This window comes from Cupriavidus basilensis, from assembly GCF_029335485.1.
GTDB classification, from domain to species: Bacteria; Pseudomonadota; Gammaproteobacteria; order Burkholderiales; family Burkholderiaceae; genus Cupriavidus; species Cupriavidus basilensis_E.
Window position 1 is genome coordinate 1 of the sequence record NZ_JARJLM010000446.1, and the last position, 14,882, is coordinate 14,882.

A 14,882-nucleotide genomic window follows, 5' to 3' on the forward strand; every position below is an offset into this window, starting at 1 on the left:
GCCGGAAAACAGCCGGCGCGGCCGGGTTCGCCGCCGGTTTGAAATACCAGGCGCGGCCAATTTCGGCGATCCGGTGGACTAGGATGGAGGGAGCGCATCCGCCCCTGGAGCTTGCCGCCATGCCGACGCCAACCATTACCCCGGCCACCCGCCCCAGCCCGGACGAGGCCGTAGCCGGACTCTGGCAGGCTGCGGGGCTGCCGGCCGCGGCACTGGGCCGGCTGCAACTCGGCGGCGCCGACCCGGTGCTGCCATCCTCCTTCGCCGTGGGCACCGCTGCCCAGGCCAGCCTGGGCGCCGCGGCGCTCGCCGCCGCCGCCCTGTGGCAGCAGCGCAGCGGGCGCTGGCAGGACGTCGCCGTGGAGATGCGTCACGCGCTGGCCGAATTCCGCAGCGAACGCTACCTGCGCGTCGATGGCGCGCCCTGGCCGGAGTTCCGGGATCCGCTCTCCCGGCTTTTCCGCTGCGGCGATGGCCGCTGGGTGCGCCTGCATGCCAATTTTCCCCACCACCGCGATGGCGTGCTGCGACTGCTCGGCTGCGCCAACGATGTCGCGGCGGTGCAGGCCGCCCTGCAAAAGTGGGAGGCCGAGGCGTTCGAGACCGCTGCCTCCGAGGCAGGCCTGGTGGTGGCCGCCATGCGCAGCTTCGAGGCGTGGGACCGGCATCCCCAGGGACAGGCGCTGCACGGCATGCCGCCGCTGACCATCGAGCGCATCGGCGAGGCGCCGCCGCAGCCGTTGCCGGATCTGCCGGCCACCGGCGCGCGCCCGCTCACGGGCGTGCGCGTGCTGGATTTCACCCGCATCATCGCCGGGCCCGTGGCCGGACGCACCCTGGCGGCGCATGGCGCCGACGTGCTGCTGGTCACCGCCGCCCATCTGCCGGCCATCATGCCGCTGGTGATCGATACCGGACGCGGCAAGCGCTCCTGCCAGCTGGACCTGCGCGACCCGGACGACAAGCACGCCATGCACAAGCTGCTGCATGGCGCCGATGTCCTGATCCAGGGCTATCGGCCGCAGGGGCTGGCGGAACTGGGCGTGGGGCCGCAGGCGGCCGCGCGCGCGCGGCCGGGCATCGTCTATGTGACGCTGAGCGCCTATGGCCACACCGGGCCGTGGGCTGGCAAGCGCGGCTTCGATTCCCTGGTGCAGACCGCGAGCGGATTCAACCACGCGGAAGCGCAGGCCGCGGGCAGCGACACGCCGCAGCCGTTGCCGGCCCAGGTGCTCGATCATGCGGCCGGCTACCTGCTGGCGCTGGGCGCCATGGCCGCGCTGCACCGGCGCGCAGGCGAGGGCGGCAGCTGGCATGTGCGGGTGTCGCTGGCGCAGACCGGCCAGTGGCTGCGCGGCCTCGGGCGGCTTGAAGGCGGAATGGAGATACCGGATCAGCGCTTCGAGGATGTGGCCGACCTGATGGTGGCCTTGCCTTCGGGCTTCGGTGCGCTGGGCGTGGTGTCGCATGCGGCCCGGCTGTCGGAGACGCCTGCGCAATGGGCGCTGCCCTCGGTGCCGCTCGGCACCCATATGCCCGAGTGGCTGCCGCGCGCCTGAGCGGCGCGCGGAGGGAACCCCGGGCTTCAGGCGCCCGTCATGCGCGCCATCCACTCCGCCATGTCGCGCTCGATGGCGCTGCCTTCCCGCTGGGCCGCGAGAATGCGGGCGCGGTCGGTGGCGGGGCGGTTCTGGCTGAGCTTGAACTTGGCTTCGATGCGCGTCGGCTCGATGCGCAGGCCGACGATCCCGCCCAGCATCTTTTGCTTGAAATCCTCCGGCAAGTCATGCCATTGCGCGGCATAGCCCGGTTCGTTATGGGCGATCAGCCGCTTGAGCAGCGCGTCCTTGGCGCCGGCGTCATGCACGGTGACGATCTCGGCGTACACATGCACGGCAACGTAGTTCCAGGTCGGCACCGACCGCTTTTCCTCGTACAGCGCCGGCGATACGTAGCCATGCGGCCCCTGGAACACCAGCAAGGCCTTGGGAGTCTGCTCCAGCCAGCGCCAGTGCGGGTTGGCGCGCGCCATATGGGCTTCGATCCGCCAGCTGTCGCCGCTACGCTCGGCCACCACCGGCAAATGCGTGGCGAAGGGGAGGCCGCCGGCGTCGTTACCGATCAGGGTGGCGAAGGGATAACGGCGCATGACCTCGTCGATGGCGTCGTTCTCGGTACAGGCGAAGTGGGTTGGCGTGTACATGTATCCGGGGTAGTCAAGCTTCAATACAGGGTTTGCTTCAGCCGTTCCGGCTGCGTCTGGTCGTAGGCGGCCCCGTCGATCGCATGGCGGCTCAGGTCGGCCAGGATGGTGCCGTTGCTCGGAAGGCTGTTGCGCGCCACCTGCGTTGCCGGGTCCCATAGTTTCGAGCGCACCAGCGCACGGGCGCACTGGAAGAACACCGACTGGATCGAGATCACCAGCACCGTGGCCGGTGCCTTGCCGTCGATGACGCAGCGCGCGATCAGCGCCGGGTCGACCGAGACCAGGGCGGTGCCGGCCACGCGGATGGTCTCGTTCACGCCGGGGATCAGGAACAGCAGGCCCACGCGTGGGTCGGCGACGATATTGCGCAGGCTGTCGATGCGGTTGTTGCCGCGCCGGTCCGGCAGCAGCAGGGTGCGTTCGTCGAGCACCTGCACGAAGCCGGGCGCATCGCCGCGCGGCGAGCATTCGGCGTATTCACCACCCACCGTGGAGAGCAGGCAGAGCGGTGCGGCCTCGACAAAGGCGCGGTAGTGTGGATGGAGGTGGTCGACTTCCTTGGCGAGCGAGGCTTCGCCGGCTTCGGCGTAGCGAGCCTCCAGCTCTGCCAGCGTGGTAATGGCGTGCGGGGTGGTCATGTCGATGGGCGTTGGGGGGCGCGGGCGCCGGACTAGTCTCACTGTAACGCACTGACGTGAGGTTTGTCGCGCCCGCGCGGGGCCATCGCCGGCCGTGCCCGCTACAGGGTGACGGTGCCGCGGCCCAGCTCGATCACGCGGCCGCCCACGCGGATAGCCTGCCCGCCGGTCACTTCCAGCCGCAGCGTGCACGGCCGGTCGACAGCCTCGCCCTGCGCGATCTGGTAGCCCGCCGGCAGCGCGTGGCCGGTGGCGATCAGCCAGCCGCCCAGGTTGGCGCAGGCCGAACCGGTGCCCGGATCCTCGGCCACGCCGCCGCCCTGCTTGGTGAAGAAATAGCGCGCCACCACCTGTCCGGGCCGGTTGGGGTCGAAGGCAAAGACGTAGGCGGTCTTGCGGCCAAGGCTGCTCTGCGGCCAGATATCCAGGCGCGCGCCGTCGGGTTGCGCGCGGCGCACGGCGTCGACGGTCTTTACCGCCACCAGCAGCTGGTCTGCGCCGGTGTCGACCCACATCGGCGAAGTCAGCAGGTCGGACTCGGCCAGGCCAAGCAGGGCTGCCATTTGCGCGTCCGGCAGGCCGGCCGGCGCGGTCTTCGGTTCGCCCGAATGCGGTGCGGTGAAGGTCCAGACGTCGCCTTGCGCGGTCACCGGCACCACGCCGGCCTTGAATTCCAGCGTGAGCGCGTCGCCGGTGCCGGCGAGGTCGCGCACCACATGCGCGGTGCCCAGCGTGGGATGGCCGGCGAAGCGCATCTCATAGCCCGGCGTAAAGATGCGGACCCGCGCGCTGGCCTGTTCGGAGGGCAGGACGAAGGTGGTCTCGGACAGGTTGAACTGCAATGCGAGGGCCTGCATGGTCGCGTCGTCGAGCCCGCGCGCATCCTCGAACACGCACAGGGGATTGCCGCCAAAGGTGGACTCGGCGAAGACGTTGAGCAGGCGATAAGCGTAGGTGGCCATGGTTATCGTGGTGGAGGCAGAGGCCTCAGTGTAATTCTCTCCGCGGCAGACACCATGGACACTTGCCGGGATGGCGGGCAAGCCAGTTGCAGACAGTGGCGTGCATCGCGGTTCAGCGCCGGTCCGGCGCGAATCCCGTGGCCTACTTCGCTCGCCTTGGGCTTGCCTTTCCACTCGACGTATTGAGAGCGATCGCGGCACGGATGAGCGCCTTGAACGCGCCCGCGTCGACCTCCTCCCCCTCATGGATGTCAATCGCGCGCCTTGCGTTGCCGTCGAGGCTCGCGTTGAAGAGCTTGGCCGGGTCCTTCAACGAAGCCCCCTTGGCGAAGGTCAATTTCACTATCGACTTGTAAGACTCGCCGGTGCAGATGATCCCGTCGCGAGACCAGACGGGAGTGCCCATCCACTTCCACTCCTCCACGACGTCCGGGGCAGCCTCGTGGATGAGCTTGCGCATCCTGCTCAAGGTTTCCCCGCGCCAGTCCCCGAGATCGGCGATTCTTTTGTCAATCAGCTCGGACGCTGGCTGGCCCCCGGTCGAACCCGACTTTTTCATCAGTTTCTCCTCCTGGAATTTCCAGATTCTTCCAGATTTCGGGGCAAGCCTTTCCCTGCGCTCGGGGAGTTGGATGTCTTCGCTTTCGCCGCGCCCACCGCGGGCGCGCTTCCGGTGCAGCTTGCAGAGAATCAGAAGCCGACTGCCTGCCCGTCGCGCCGGCTGTCGCTGGCGGCCACATAACCATGCTCGGCGTCATCCGACAGGCGCCAGATAAACTGTCCGGAGCCGAAGTCCATATAAGGATCGTCGACCGACTTGAGCTGGTGGCCGCGCGCCTTCAGGCCGGCCACGACGGCCGGGTCCATGCTGGATTCCACGTCCAGCGTGAAGTCGCGGTTGACCTTCCAGCGCGGCGCGCAGCAGGCGGCCTGCGGCTGCTGCTTGTAGTCCACCATGCGCACCACGGTCTGCAGGTGGCCCTGCGGCTGCATGTCGCCGCCCATCACGCCGAAGCTCATGACCGGCTGGCCATCCTTGGTGAGGAAGGCGGGAATGATGGTGTGGAAGGGCCGCTTGCCACCCGCGACCACATTGGCGGATTTCGGGTCCATCGAGAAGCCGACGCCGCGGTTCTGCAGGCTGATGCCGGTGCCCGGCACCACCACGCCCGAGCCGAAGCCCATGTAGTTCGACTGGATGAAGGAGACCATCATGCCGTTCTCGTCGGCGGCGGTGAGGTAGATGGTGCCGCCGACCTTGGGCATGCCGAAGTCGAAATGCGTGGCGCGCTTCATGTCGATCAGACTGGCGCGCGACTTCAGGTAGGCGTCGTCGAGCATCTGCTCGGGCGTGACTTCCATGCTGCGCGGATCGGCCACGTAGCGATAGAGGTCGGCGAAAGCCAGCTTCATCGCCTCGATCTGCAGATGCTGCGAGTCCACCGAGTCCACCGGCAGCGACGCCATGTCGAACTGGGCGAGGATGCCGAGCGCCATCAGCGCGGCGATGCCCTGGCCGTTGGGCGGGATCTCGTGCATCTCGTAGCCACGGTAGGACTTGCTGATCGGCTTGACCCAATCCGGCTTGTAGTTGCGCAGGTCGTCAGCCGTCATGGCGCCGCCGCATTCCTTGCTGAAGGCGGCGATCTGCTCGGCGATCTCGCCTTCGTAGTAGGCGCGGCCGTTGGTGGCGCCGATCTTGCGCAGCGTCTCGGCGGCGGCCTTGAGCGTGAACTTCTCGCCCACGCTGGGCGCGCGGCCATTCGGCATGAAGGCTTCGGCATAGCCGGGCTGGTCCTTGAGTTCGGGCACGGCGGCCGCCCACTTGTGCGCCACCACCGGCGGCACGGCGTAGCCGCGCTCGGCGATCTCGATGGCGGGCTCCATCAGTTCCGCGAAGGGCAGCTTGCCGAAGCGTTCGTGCAGCGCGGCCCAGCCGGCGATCACGCCCGGCACGGTGACGGCGTCCCAGCCGCGCAAGGGGCGCTTGGCAATGCCGTTGGCGTCCGTGCCGTACTTGCTCTTGAAGTACTCGGGGCTCCATGCCGCCGGCGCCACGCCCGAGGCGTTCAGGCCGTGCAGTTCCTTGCCGTCCCACAGGATCGCGAAGGCGTCGCTGCCCAGGCCGCACGAGACTGGCTCGACAATGGTGATGGCAGCCGCCGCGGCAATGGCCGCATCCACCGCGTTGCCGCCCTTGAGCAGCATGCGCAGGCCGGCCTGCGCCGCCAGCGGGTGCGAGGTGGACACCACGTTGCGTGCGAACAGCGGGATGCGCACCGAAGGGTAGGGATTGGTCCAGTTGAAGTTCTGCATGCTTGCCTTGGTTCGATTTGCCGGCCTGGCGGATCGCGTCGTGCCGATGTGCCGGAGCCTTGCGTTTGCCTGGCTCCCCGCTCCCATGCGCGGAAGAGGGGAGTACACACGAAATTGCTTGGATTCCGTCGCGCTTATTCCACGGTGATCTTGCGATCCTTGATCAGCTTACCCCAGCGCGCGCTGTCCTTCTTCACCATGGCGGCGAACTGCGCCGGCGTGCCGCCGACCGGTTCCGCCCCCAGCTTGCCGAGGCGCTCCCTGACGTCAGGCGCCTGGATCGCCTTGTTGAATTCTGCATTGAGGCGGTTCACCAGCTCGGCCGGCATCTGTTTGGGCCCATAGATGCCGAACCACGTATCGGACTCGAAGCCCGGCAGGCCGGATTCGCTGGCGGTGGGGATCTCGGGCGCCAGCGGCGAGCGCTTCAGGCTGGTCACGGCCAGCGCCTTGAGCTTGCCGTCCTTCACATGCGGCAGGCCGGAGACGATGCTGTCGAACAGCACCTGCACCTTGTTGGAGATCAGGTCAGGCACGGCCAGCGCGGTGCCGCGATACGGGATGTGCGTGATGAACACGCTGGCCTGCGCCTTGAAGGCCTCGGCGGTCAGGTGCACCACGGTGCCGTTGCCGCTGGACGCGTAGTTCAGTTCGCCCGGGTGCTTCTTGGCGTAGTCGATCAGTTCCTTGACGTTCTTCACCGGCAGGCTGTTGGGCACCACCAGCAGGTTGGTGGCGATGGCCACCTGGCCGATCGGCGTGAAGTCGGTCTCGGTGTTGTACGGCAGGCGCGGGTTGATGTACGGCCCGATGGCGTGCGTGCTGGTGGTGGCGATCAGCAGCGTGTAGCCGTCGGCGGGGGCCTTGGCCGCCATGTCGGAGCCGATCGCGCCGCCCGCGCCGGGGCGGTTGTCGACCACGATCTGCTGTCCCATGCTGGTGCCCACTTTCTGTGCGATGGCGCGCGCCAGCAGGTCGGTGGCGCCGCTGGCCGGGAACGGCACGATCAGGCGGATCGGCTTGCTCGGGTAGGTGTCGGCGAGGGCCGGGAAGGCGGTCAGCGCGAGACCGGTGGCGAGGCTCGTGCCAAACAGGCGCAGCCAGTGTTTCATGACGATCTCCGGATCTGGAAAGCAAGGCATGGCAGGCCGCTGGCGGCCCTCGGGCGGATCACCACGCGGCAGCGCGCCGGGGCGGTGACGCCGGAGGCACGCTGCGATGGTATTGCACATCATTATTCCGTGCAGCTGATCGTAATGAAAGCTAATATTTCTTTCTTGTGTCTCAATGTTTTCTTAAGTATCGGCCCCGCCGGACAAATCTCCACTCCCAGACCCAGCTCATGAGCACCATCCGTTTCCTGCGCACTTTCGTGGCCGTGGCCGACCACGGATCCTTTGCCGCCGCCGCGGAAAAGGTGGCCCTGACCCAGGCCGCGGTGAGCCTGCAGATGCGTTCGCTGGAGATGGAGCTGCGCCGCGAACTGTTCGATCGCGGCGGCAGGGTGGTGGCGCTCAACGCCGGCGGCCGCGAGCTGTTGCCGCAGGCGCGCCGGATGCTGGCACTCTACGACGAGATGCGCATGCCGCCGGAAGCGCCGGATGCCATGGCCGGCGCGGTGGCGGTGGGCGCAGTGGTCTCGGTGATGGGCGGCCTCTCGCATGTGGTGGCGCGCATGAAACGCGAATACCCGGCGCTGGACGTGCGCCTGGTCGGCGCCAAGTCGATCGAGCTGGCCGCCCAGGTGGAAGCCGGCGAACTGGACGCGGCCATGCTGGTGGAAGGGGCGGGCCGCCTGCCCGGCACGCTGGTATGGACGCCGCTCTACCAGGAGCCGCTGGTGGCCATTGCCGGGCGCGACAGCCCCGGCGCGAACGCGCGCGAGGCGCTGGCGGCCAACCCGTTCCTGCGCTTCGACCGCGGCCAGCGTACCGGCATGCAGGTGGAGCGGGCGCTGCGCCGCGCGCATCTGCGCGTCAACGAATTCCTGGAACTGAACTCCATCGAGGCGCTGGTGGAACTGGTGCGCCAGCAGGTCGGCGTGACCGTGGTGCCGCTGCTGCAGCGCGCGCGCTGGCTGGACGACGAGGCGCTGCGCATCCTGCCGCTGGCCGTGGGCGGCGCGCCGCCGGTGCTGCGTACCATCGGCATGCTGGAGCGGCGCGACCACGCGCGGCGCCATGTCACGGCGGCAGTGCGCGAGGCGTGCAGCGTGCTGTTTGGCGCGCCTGCCGATCGCACCGCCGCCGCGCAGGCATGAGGGGCGCAGGCCGCGGTTTCCGTCGCCGCTTGACTCTGCCCCCAGGGGCAGGCCTTACCCTGCGGCCCCCTTGCGGCAAGCTTCACGACGCAGGGCAGTGCCGGGCGCGCGGCTGGATGGCGGCCGATATTTCGTATTGATTCTTGAGGAGCGGGTGATGTTCATCGGAGAGATTGCCAGGCGCACGGGGGCTTCGCCGAAGGCGATTCGCCACTACGAAGCGCTCGGCCTGCTTGGGCAGGTGACACGCGCCGGTTCATATCGCGTCTACACGGACGATGAGGTCAGGCAGGTGGAGTTGATCCGGCAGGCGCAATCCCTGGGCTTTCGCTTGTCCGAGCTTCTCCCGGCGCTGGACGGGGGCGCCGGCGAACCGGACTGGCAAGGCCTGGCGCAGCAGATCGACGGCAAACGCGCGAGCCTGCGCGAGGAAATGCAGCGATTGCGCAGGCTGGACGCCCAGTTGGGCGAGATCGGCGCGGAGATCCGCGCATGCCTTGACCGCCGCAATGATCCGGGCAGTGCCGATGGGCCGGCCTGCCATCCGCCATCCGCCGCCTGAGGCGGCAGCGATGGCCTGCCGGCGCGCTTGACTCTGCCACCAGGGGCAAGCCTTACTCTCGCGGCGTCAACCTGTTGAGGAGCGCGTCGCAATGCGGCAACGAATACTTGTGATCCTGGGCCACCCTTCCGGCGATGGTCTCTGCGGGGCCATCGCCCGGACCTATGCGGCATCCGCCGAGGCAGCGGGACATGAAGTCCGGCTGCTCCGGCTGGATGCGTTGCGGTTCGATCCCATCCTGCACGCGGGCTACCATGGGATCCAGGACCTCGAGCCCGATCTGCTGGCGGCACAGGAGGCGATCGCCTGGGCAGGGCACCTGGCCTTTGTCTTTCCGATCTGGTGGGGCGGGGTGCCGGCGCTGCTGAAGGGCTTCCTGGATCGCGTGTTCCTGCCCGGGTTCGCATTCAGGTACCGCGCCGGCAAGGCGTTTCCCGAGCAGCTCCTGAGAGGCCGCACGGCGCATCTCCTGGTGACCATGGATACGCCTCCCTGGTATTTCCGCTGGGTCTACCGCATGCCGGGCATCCATCAGATGCGGAAAACGACGCTGGCGTTCTGCGGCATCAGGCCGGTCAGGACCATGGCCTTCGGCCCGGTGCTGGGCTCGGCGGCAAGGCAGAGGGAAGCCTGGCTGGAGCGGGTGCGCGCCGTTGCCGCCGGCGTTTGAATGTCCGGGCCGACAGCGCAAAAAAAAGGTGCCTGACGGCACCTTGAGAGGCTGGCTGGCGACGTCCCTCGCAGCCTGCGCCGAGGCAGGCCGCGAGACGTGCCTGGTTATCCTGGTTATTCTTCCTGGAACGCTTCCTCGCGCTTGTTCTTGATCGACGGCAGCGCCACGATCAGCACCAGCACCGCGGCGGCGATCAGCAGGCCGAGCGACAGCGGACGGGTCACGAACACGCTGAACTCGCCACGCGACAGCAGCAGGGAACGGCGGAAGTTCTCTTCCATCATCGGCCCCAGCACGAAACCCAGCAGCAGCGGCGCCGGCTCGCACTTGAGCTTGATGAACAGGTAGCCGATCACGCCGAAGGCCGCGGTCTGGAACACGTCGAAGGTGGTGTTCTGGACCGAGTACACGCCGATGCAGCAGAAGGTCAGGATGGCCGGGTACAGGTAGCGGTAAGGCACCTTCAGCAGCTTGACCCAGATCCCGATCAGCGGCAGGTTCAGGATGATCAGCATGAAGTTGCCGATCCACATCGAGGCGATCAGGCCCCAGAACAGCGCGGGGTTGCTGGTCATGACCTGTGGGCCCGGCTGGATGTTGTGGATGGTCATCGCGCCCACCATCAGCGCCATCACGGCGTTGGGCGGAATGCCCAGCGTCAGCAGCGGGATGAAGGAGGTCTGCGCGGCGGCGTTGTTGGCCGATTCCGGACCGGCCACGCCTTCGATGGCGCCCTTGCCGAACTCATGCGAGTACTTCGAGGTCTTCTTTTCCAGCGAGTAGGCCGCGAAGGAGGCCAGCGCCGCGCCGCCGCCAGGCAGGATGCCCAGCGCCGAACCCAGCACGGTGCCGCGCAGCACCGCGGGGATCATGCGCTTGAAGTCGTCCCTGGTCGGGAACAGGTTGGTGATGTGGTCGGTGAAGGTCTCGCGGGCATCCTTCTGTTCCAGGTTCGCGATGATTTCCGCGAAGCCGAACACGCCCATCGCCACCGAGACGAAATTCAGGCCGTCGGTGAGTTCGGGCACATCGAAGGAGAAGCGCGCGGCGCCCGAGTTCACGTCGGTGCCGACCAGGCCCAGCAGCAGGCCCAGCACGATCATGGCGATCGCCTTGACCAGCGAACCGGAGGCCAGCACCACGGCGCCGATCAGCCCCAGCACCATCAGCGAGAAGTACTCGGCGGGACCGAACTTGAAGGCCAGCTCCGACAGCGGCGCGGCGAACGCGGCCAGGATCAGGGTGGCCACGCAGCCGGCGAAGAACGAGCCCAGGCCGGCGGTCGCTAACGCCACCCCCGCTCGTCCTCGCCGCGCCATCTGGTAGCCATCGATGGTAGTCACCACCGATGACGATTCACCCGGCAGGTTGACCAGGATGGCGGTGGTGGAGCCGCCGTATTGGGCGCCGTAGTAGATGCCGGCCAGCATGATCAGCGCGGCCACCGGCGGCAGCGTGTAGGTCACCGGCAGCAGCATGGCGATGGTGGCCAGAGGCCCCAGGCCCGGCAGCACGCCGATCAGCGTGCCAAGCACGCAGCCCAGGAAGGCGTAGGCCAGGTTTTGCAGGGTCAGGGCGGTCGAGAAACCGAGGCCCAGGTTGGCTAGTAGTTCCATATGGCCGTCTCCTTAACCTGCCAAGAATGCAGGCCATACCGGCATCTGCAGATTGATGCCGTACACGAAGGCGCCCATGCTGATCAGCACCAGGATGATCGCGTTCGCGATGGCGCCCTTCCAGCTGAACTCGTGGCTGGCCATCGACGACACCAGCACCAGCACCAGCACCGACAGCACCATGCCGAGCGGCTTGAGCATGAGGCCGAACAGCACCACGGCGCCCAGGATCCACAACAGCGTCTTGATGTCCCAGCGCGCCAGCTGATCTTCTTCCTTCTTGGCGGACAGGGCGCCCCACAGCACCAGCGCGCCCAGCAGGGCGAGCACGACGCCGAGCCAGAACGGGAAATACCCCGGGCCCATCTTGGCGGCGGTTCCCATGGAATAGCCGCGTGCGACCCAGGAAAAGCCGAATCCGACCAGGATGAACATCAGGCCGGAGGCAAAGTCCTTTTGGCTACGTATGCGCAAAATGATTCTCCTCGATAAAACTTGCTTGAAATCCGTGCGGTGGCTGATGTCGCGGCGCTAAAAAAAAGAGCGCGCACCCCTCCTGCCGCGGGCAGGGTGGAAATTAAGGGGAAGACCTTTCAGTTACCTTTCGGATGTCTGCAAAAATGGTCAATGTCCGGGTATCTCCCTAGGGATACATTAATGACATCCGGATGGCCCGTCGTCCCCCCGAGAGATCCTTGCGCATCGCCGCGGTAGCCCCGACTTTGTGCTGCGCTATCATCGCTGGCTGCACTGCCGTTGCCTGCGCGCCCGCAGCCTGTGGTCGATACGGCACGGCATGGAAAGGGAAGCCGTTTTGGAAAGCATCGACCACGTCATCCTGATCGGCGCCATCGTGATGTCCCTGGGCATTGTGGTCGGCGCTTTTTCGGCGCGCCTGGGCGTGCCCTTCCTGCTGGTCTTCCTGTCGGTCGGCATGCTGGCCGGCGTGGACGGACCGGGAGGCATCCGTTTCAACAATACCTGGCTGAGCTTCCTGGTCGGCAACCTGGCGCTGGCCGTGATCCTGCTCGATGGCGGCTTGCGCACCCGGCTGGCCACCTTCCGGGTGGCGCTGCGGCCATCGCTGTCGCTGGCCACCGTCGGCGTGCTGGTCACGACCGGCATGGTGGGCCTGTTCGCCGCCTGGGTGCTGGAGATCGACTGGAAGCTGGGCCTGCTGCTGGGCGCCATCGTCGGCTCGACCGATGCGGCGGCGGTATTCTCGCTGCTCAATACCAGCGGCATCCGGCTCAAGGAGCGGGTGGCGAGCGTGCTGGAGATCGAGTCCGGCATCAACGACCCGATGGCCATCTTCCTGACCCTCACCCTGATCGACTGGATTGGCGCGCCCGCCGGCCTCAGCGCCGGTGCGCTGGCCTGGCGCCTGGTGGTGCAGTTCGGCGTGGGCGGGGCGCTAGGGCTTGGCCTGGGCTACTGTCTTGCCAATGTCATGGAACGCATGCGCGTGGCCGAAGGCCTGCAGGCCATCCTGCTGTGCTCGGGCGGCGCCATGGTGTTCGCCATCGTGCAGACCGCGGGCGGCAGCGGCTTCCTGGCGGTCTACCTGACCGGCATCCTGGTGGGCAACCGCGAGCGCGCGGTCAGCGCCGACACCATGCGCGCCATGGACGGCATGGCCTGGCTGGCGCAGTCCGTGATGTTCCTGCTGCTGGGCCTGCTGGTGGCGCCCCACCGGATCTGGGACGTGGCGCTGCCGGCGGTGGCGGTGGCTGCCTTCCTGATGCTGGTGGCGCGCCCGGCCGCGGTCTGGCTGGCCTTGCTGCCGTTCCGCTTCAGCACGCGGGAGAAGGGCTTCGTGGCATGGATGGGATTGCGCGGGGCGGTGCCCATCGTGCTGGCGCTGTTCCCGATGCTGCAAGGCATGCCCGACTCCGGCCTGCTGTTCCGCATCGCCTTCGCGGTCGTGCTGACCAGCCTGCTGCTGCAGGGCACTACCGTGCCGCTGGCCGCGAGGCTGGCGCGGGTGCTCCGCCCGGCCTACCCGGAGCCGCTGGCGCGCGCGCGCCTGCACGGCACCCACGCGCCCGCGCTTGACGTGATGCAGTTCGCGGTCGAGGCCAATGCCCCGGTCGAGAACCTGCGTGCCGACCAGCTTGAACTGCCGCCGCGCAGCCGCTTGCTGACGGTGGTGCGCGACAAGGCCCTGGCCGCTCCCGGGCAGACCGTGCTGCGCGCTGGCGACGTCGTTTCCATCATGGCACCGGCTGCCAGCGTGCCGATGCTGGCGGTGCTGTTTCACCGGCCCGGCCCGGCGCCGGCCTGGGGCAAGGCCAGCCACGATTTCCTGCTGTCCGGCGATGCCATGCTGCGCGACGTGGCGGGACTCTATGGCACGCGCGAACTGACTGCCGCCGAGGCGGCGCGGACGCTGGAGGCTGCCATGCAGGAGGCCTTTACGTCACCGCCAGTGGAAGGTGACGCCGTGGAGATCGCCGGGCTGAAACTGACCGTGACGCGGATGGACGGGCCGCGCATCATGCAGGTGGGGTTGCTGCTGCCGCGCACGGAAGCGGGGGAGTAAAGCCTGAAGCAAGGAAAAGGCCCGCAAGCGCGGGCCGTTTCGTCATGCCGGAGCGGCTTTCCCGCCATCGGTGTGCTAGTCCACCTTGGCCCCGGACACCTTGACGATCTGCGCGTACTTTTTCAGTTCGCGCTGCACCAGCGCCGCGAACTGCTCCGGCGTGGTGGGGGCTGGCTGCGCGCCGATGCGGGCCAGCTTCGCCTTCATGTCGTCGGTCTTCAGGATCGCCACGATATCGTGATTGAGGCGGTCGACGATCTCCTTCGGGGTGTTGGCCGGCGCGAATACGCCGAACCAGGTGGAGATGTCGAAGCCTTCCAGACCCAGGCCCTTGCCGGCTTCGGCGATGGTCGGCAACTCGGGGAAGGCGGCGGCGCGCGTGGCGGTGGTGACGGCGAAGGCCTTGAGCTTGCCGGCCCGGATATTCGCCGTGGCCGAGGCCAGGTTGTCGAAGATCATGTCGGTCTGGCCGGACAGCACCGACAATTGCGCGGACGCGGCGCCGTTGTAGGGGATGTGCACCATGCTGACCTTGGCCATGCTCTTGAACAGTTCGCCCGACAGGTGGCCGGCGCTGCCGTTGCCGCCCGAGGCGTAGTCCAGCCTGCCGGGATTCTTGCGTGCGTAATCCACCAGTTCGCGCACATTGCTGATACGCAGCTCGGCGGCCTTGCCGGGATGCATGACCAGCACATTGGGTACGTCGGCCACCAGCGTGATCGGGCTGAAGTCCTTCACCGGATCGTACGGCATCCTGGCGAACAGGCTCGGGTTGATGGCGTGGGTGGCCACGGCGCCCATCACGATGGTGTAGCCGTCGGCAGGTTGCTTTGCCACATAGTCGGCGCCGATATTGCCGCCGGCGCCGGGGCGGTTTTCCACCACCACGGGCTGGCCCAGGCTGTCCTTGAGCTTGTCGCCGATGGCGCGCGCAACCGTGTCGAGCGGGCCGCCGGCCGGATAGGGCACCACGAACTTGAGCGGCTTGACCGGATAGGCGGCAGCGGCGGCGGCCGGCGCGGCGCTGATGGCGCCAAGGGCGCCGATGGCTGGCAGGGCGGCGGCGAACAGCGCCGCTGCGAGTCGTTGCTTGAAGACCATGGGATT

Annotated in this window: 14 protein-coding genes; 5 read left to right on the plus strand and 9 right to left on the minus strand. The window is 67.7% G+C overall.

The window, feature by feature from the left end:
- The first annotated feature begins 119 nt into the window (after nt 1–119).
- Nucleotides 120–1,559, plus strand: a complete 1,440-nt coding sequence (locus P3W85_RS26955) for a CoA transferase (protein WP_276266991.1) — start codon at nt 120–122, stop codon at nt 1,557–1,559.
- A 26-nt stretch (nt 1,560–1,585) separates the two neighbouring features.
- Here P3W85_RS26955 and P3W85_RS26960 read toward each other — a convergent pair whose 3' ends face one another.
- The 6 genes from P3W85_RS26960 to P3W85_RS26985 all read right to left on the minus strand — a co-directional run bounded on the left by P3W85_RS26960 (nt 1,586) and on the right by P3W85_RS26985 (nt 7,234).
- Nucleotides 1,586–2,203, minus strand: coding sequence for an FMN-binding negative transcriptional regulator (locus tag P3W85_RS26960; RefSeq protein WP_017224526.1), 618 nt, complete (start codon nt 2,201–2,203; stop codon nt 1,586–1,588).
- Between the two features lie 20 nt (nt 2,204–2,223).
- The gene (locus tag P3W85_RS26965) at nt 2,224–2,844 is read right to left on the minus strand and encodes a pyridoxamine 5'-phosphate oxidase family protein (RefSeq protein WP_276266992.1); all 621 of its coding nucleotides are present in this window, start codon (nt 2,842–2,844) and stop codon (nt 2,224–2,226) included.
- Nucleotides 2,845–2,945: 101 nt separating this feature from the next.
- Entirely contained in the window at nt 2,946–3,806 is an 861-nt protein-coding gene (locus tag P3W85_RS26970) for a PhzF family phenazine biosynthesis protein (protein ID WP_017224528.1), read from the minus strand.
- 142 nt (nt 3,807–3,948) lie between these two features.
- Nucleotides 3,949–4,365, minus strand: a complete 417-nt coding sequence (locus P3W85_RS26975) for a DUF1801 domain-containing protein (protein ID WP_276266993.1) — start codon at nt 4,363–4,365, stop codon at nt 3,949–3,951.
- A gap of 131 nt (nt 4,366–4,496) precedes the next feature.
- Complete coding sequence (gene ggt, locus P3W85_RS26980; protein WP_276266994.1) at nt 4,497–6,122, minus strand: gamma-glutamyltransferase; 1,626 nt, start codon at nt 6,120–6,122, stop codon at nt 4,497–4,499.
- Nucleotides 6,123–6,256: 134 nt separating this feature from the next.
- Nucleotides 6,257–7,234 carry a Bug family tripartite tricarboxylate transporter substrate binding protein gene (locus P3W85_RS26985; RefSeq protein WP_276266995.1) on the minus strand — a complete coding sequence of 326 codons (978 nt, stop codon included), beginning with the start codon at nt 7,232–7,234 and terminating at the stop codon, nt 6,257–6,259.
- 230 nt (nt 7,235–7,464) lie between these two features.
- On the opposite strand from P3W85_RS26985, the gene P3W85_RS26990 reads away from it, so the two are divergent.
- From P3W85_RS26990 to P3W85_RS27000, 3 genes are all read left to right on the plus strand, one after another.
- Nucleotides 7,465–8,382 carry a LysR substrate-binding domain-containing protein gene (locus tag P3W85_RS26990; RefSeq protein ID WP_276266996.1) on the plus strand — a complete coding sequence of 306 codons (918 nt, stop codon included), beginning with the start codon at nt 7,465–7,467 and terminating at the stop codon, nt 8,380–8,382.
- A gap of 157 nt (nt 8,383–8,539) precedes the next feature.
- Nucleotides 8,540–8,944 carry a MerR family transcriptional regulator gene (locus P3W85_RS26995; protein ID WP_276266997.1) on the plus strand — a complete coding sequence of 135 codons (405 nt, stop codon included), beginning with the start codon at nt 8,540–8,542 and terminating at the stop codon, nt 8,942–8,944.
- A 91-nt stretch (nt 8,945–9,035) separates the two neighbouring features.
- A complete protein-coding gene (locus P3W85_RS27000; RefSeq protein WP_276266998.1) occupies nt 9,036–9,614 on the plus strand; it encodes an NAD(P)H-dependent oxidoreductase in 579 nt (192 codons plus the stop codon).
- Between the two features lie 116 nt (nt 9,615–9,730).
- On the opposite strand, the gene P3W85_RS27005 is transcribed toward P3W85_RS27000, so the two are convergent.
- Together P3W85_RS27005 and P3W85_RS27010 are read right to left on the minus strand one after the other, a co-directional pair.
- Nucleotides 9,731–11,233, minus strand: coding sequence for a tripartite tricarboxylate transporter permease (locus P3W85_RS27005; RefSeq protein WP_276266999.1), 1,503 nt, complete (start codon nt 11,231–11,233; stop codon nt 9,731–9,733).
- 12 nt (nt 11,234–11,245) lie between these two features.
- Nucleotides 11,246–11,707: a tripartite tricarboxylate transporter TctB family protein gene (locus P3W85_RS27010; protein WP_017227360.1), complete on the minus strand. Its 462-nt coding sequence runs from the start codon at nt 11,705–11,707 to the stop codon at nt 11,246–11,248.
- A 340-nt stretch (nt 11,708–12,047) separates the two neighbouring features.
- Between P3W85_RS27010 and P3W85_RS27015 the strand changes: the two genes are divergently transcribed.
- A complete protein-coding gene (locus P3W85_RS27015) occupies nt 12,048–13,775 on the plus strand; it encodes a potassium/proton antiporter (RefSeq protein ID WP_276267000.1) in 1,728 nt (575 codons plus the stop codon).
- Between the two features lie 75 nt (nt 13,776–13,850).
- On the opposite strand, the gene P3W85_RS27020 is transcribed toward P3W85_RS27015, so the two are convergent.
- On the minus strand, nt 13,851–14,876 hold the full coding sequence (locus P3W85_RS27020) for a tripartite tricarboxylate transporter substrate binding protein (RefSeq protein WP_276267001.1): 1,026 nt from the start codon (nt 14,874–14,876) through the stop codon (nt 13,851–13,853).
- Nucleotides 14,877–14,882 lie beyond the last annotated feature (6 nt).

Coding starts and splice junctions, on each gene's coding strand:
- P3W85_RS26955 (WP_276266991.1), top strand. CDS start 120: ATGCCGACGCCAACCATTACCCCGGCCACCCGCCCCAGCCCGGACGAG.
- P3W85_RS26960 (WP_017224526.1), bottom strand. CDS start 2,203: ATGTACACGCCAACCCACTTCGCCTGTACCGAGAACGACGCCATCGAC.
- P3W85_RS26965 (WP_276266992.1), bottom strand. CDS start 2,844: ATGACCACCCCGCACGCCATTACCACGCTGGCAGAGCTGGAGGCTCGC.
- P3W85_RS26970 (WP_017224528.1), bottom strand. CDS start 3,806: ATGGCCACCTACGCTTATCGCCTGCTCAACGTCTTCGCCGAGTCCACC.
- P3W85_RS26975 (WP_276266993.1), bottom strand. CDS start 4,365: ATGAAAAAGTCGGGTTCGACCGGGGGCCAGCCAGCGTCCGAGCTGATT.
- ggt (WP_276266994.1), bottom strand. CDS start 6,122: ATGCAGAACTTCAACTGGACCAATCCCTACCCTTCGGTGCGCATCCCG.
- P3W85_RS26985 (WP_276266995.1), bottom strand. CDS start 7,234: ATGAAACACTGGCTGCGCCTGTTTGGCACGAGCCTCGCCACCGGTCTC.
- P3W85_RS26990 (WP_276266996.1), top strand. CDS start 7,465: ATGAGCACCATCCGTTTCCTGCGCACTTTCGTGGCCGTGGCCGACCAC.
- P3W85_RS26995 (WP_276266997.1), top strand. CDS start 8,540: ATGTTCATCGGAGAGATTGCCAGGCGCACGGGGGCTTCGCCGAAGGCG.
- P3W85_RS27000 (WP_276266998.1), top strand. CDS start 9,036: ATGCGGCAACGAATACTTGTGATCCTGGGCCACCCTTCCGGCGATGGT.
- P3W85_RS27005 (WP_276266999.1), bottom strand. CDS start 11,233: ATGGAACTACTAGCCAACCTGGGCCTCGGTTTCTCGACCGCCCTGACC.
- P3W85_RS27020 (WP_276267001.1), bottom strand. CDS start 14,876: ATGGTCTTCAAGCAACGACTCGCAGCGGCGCTGTTCGCCGCCGCCCTG.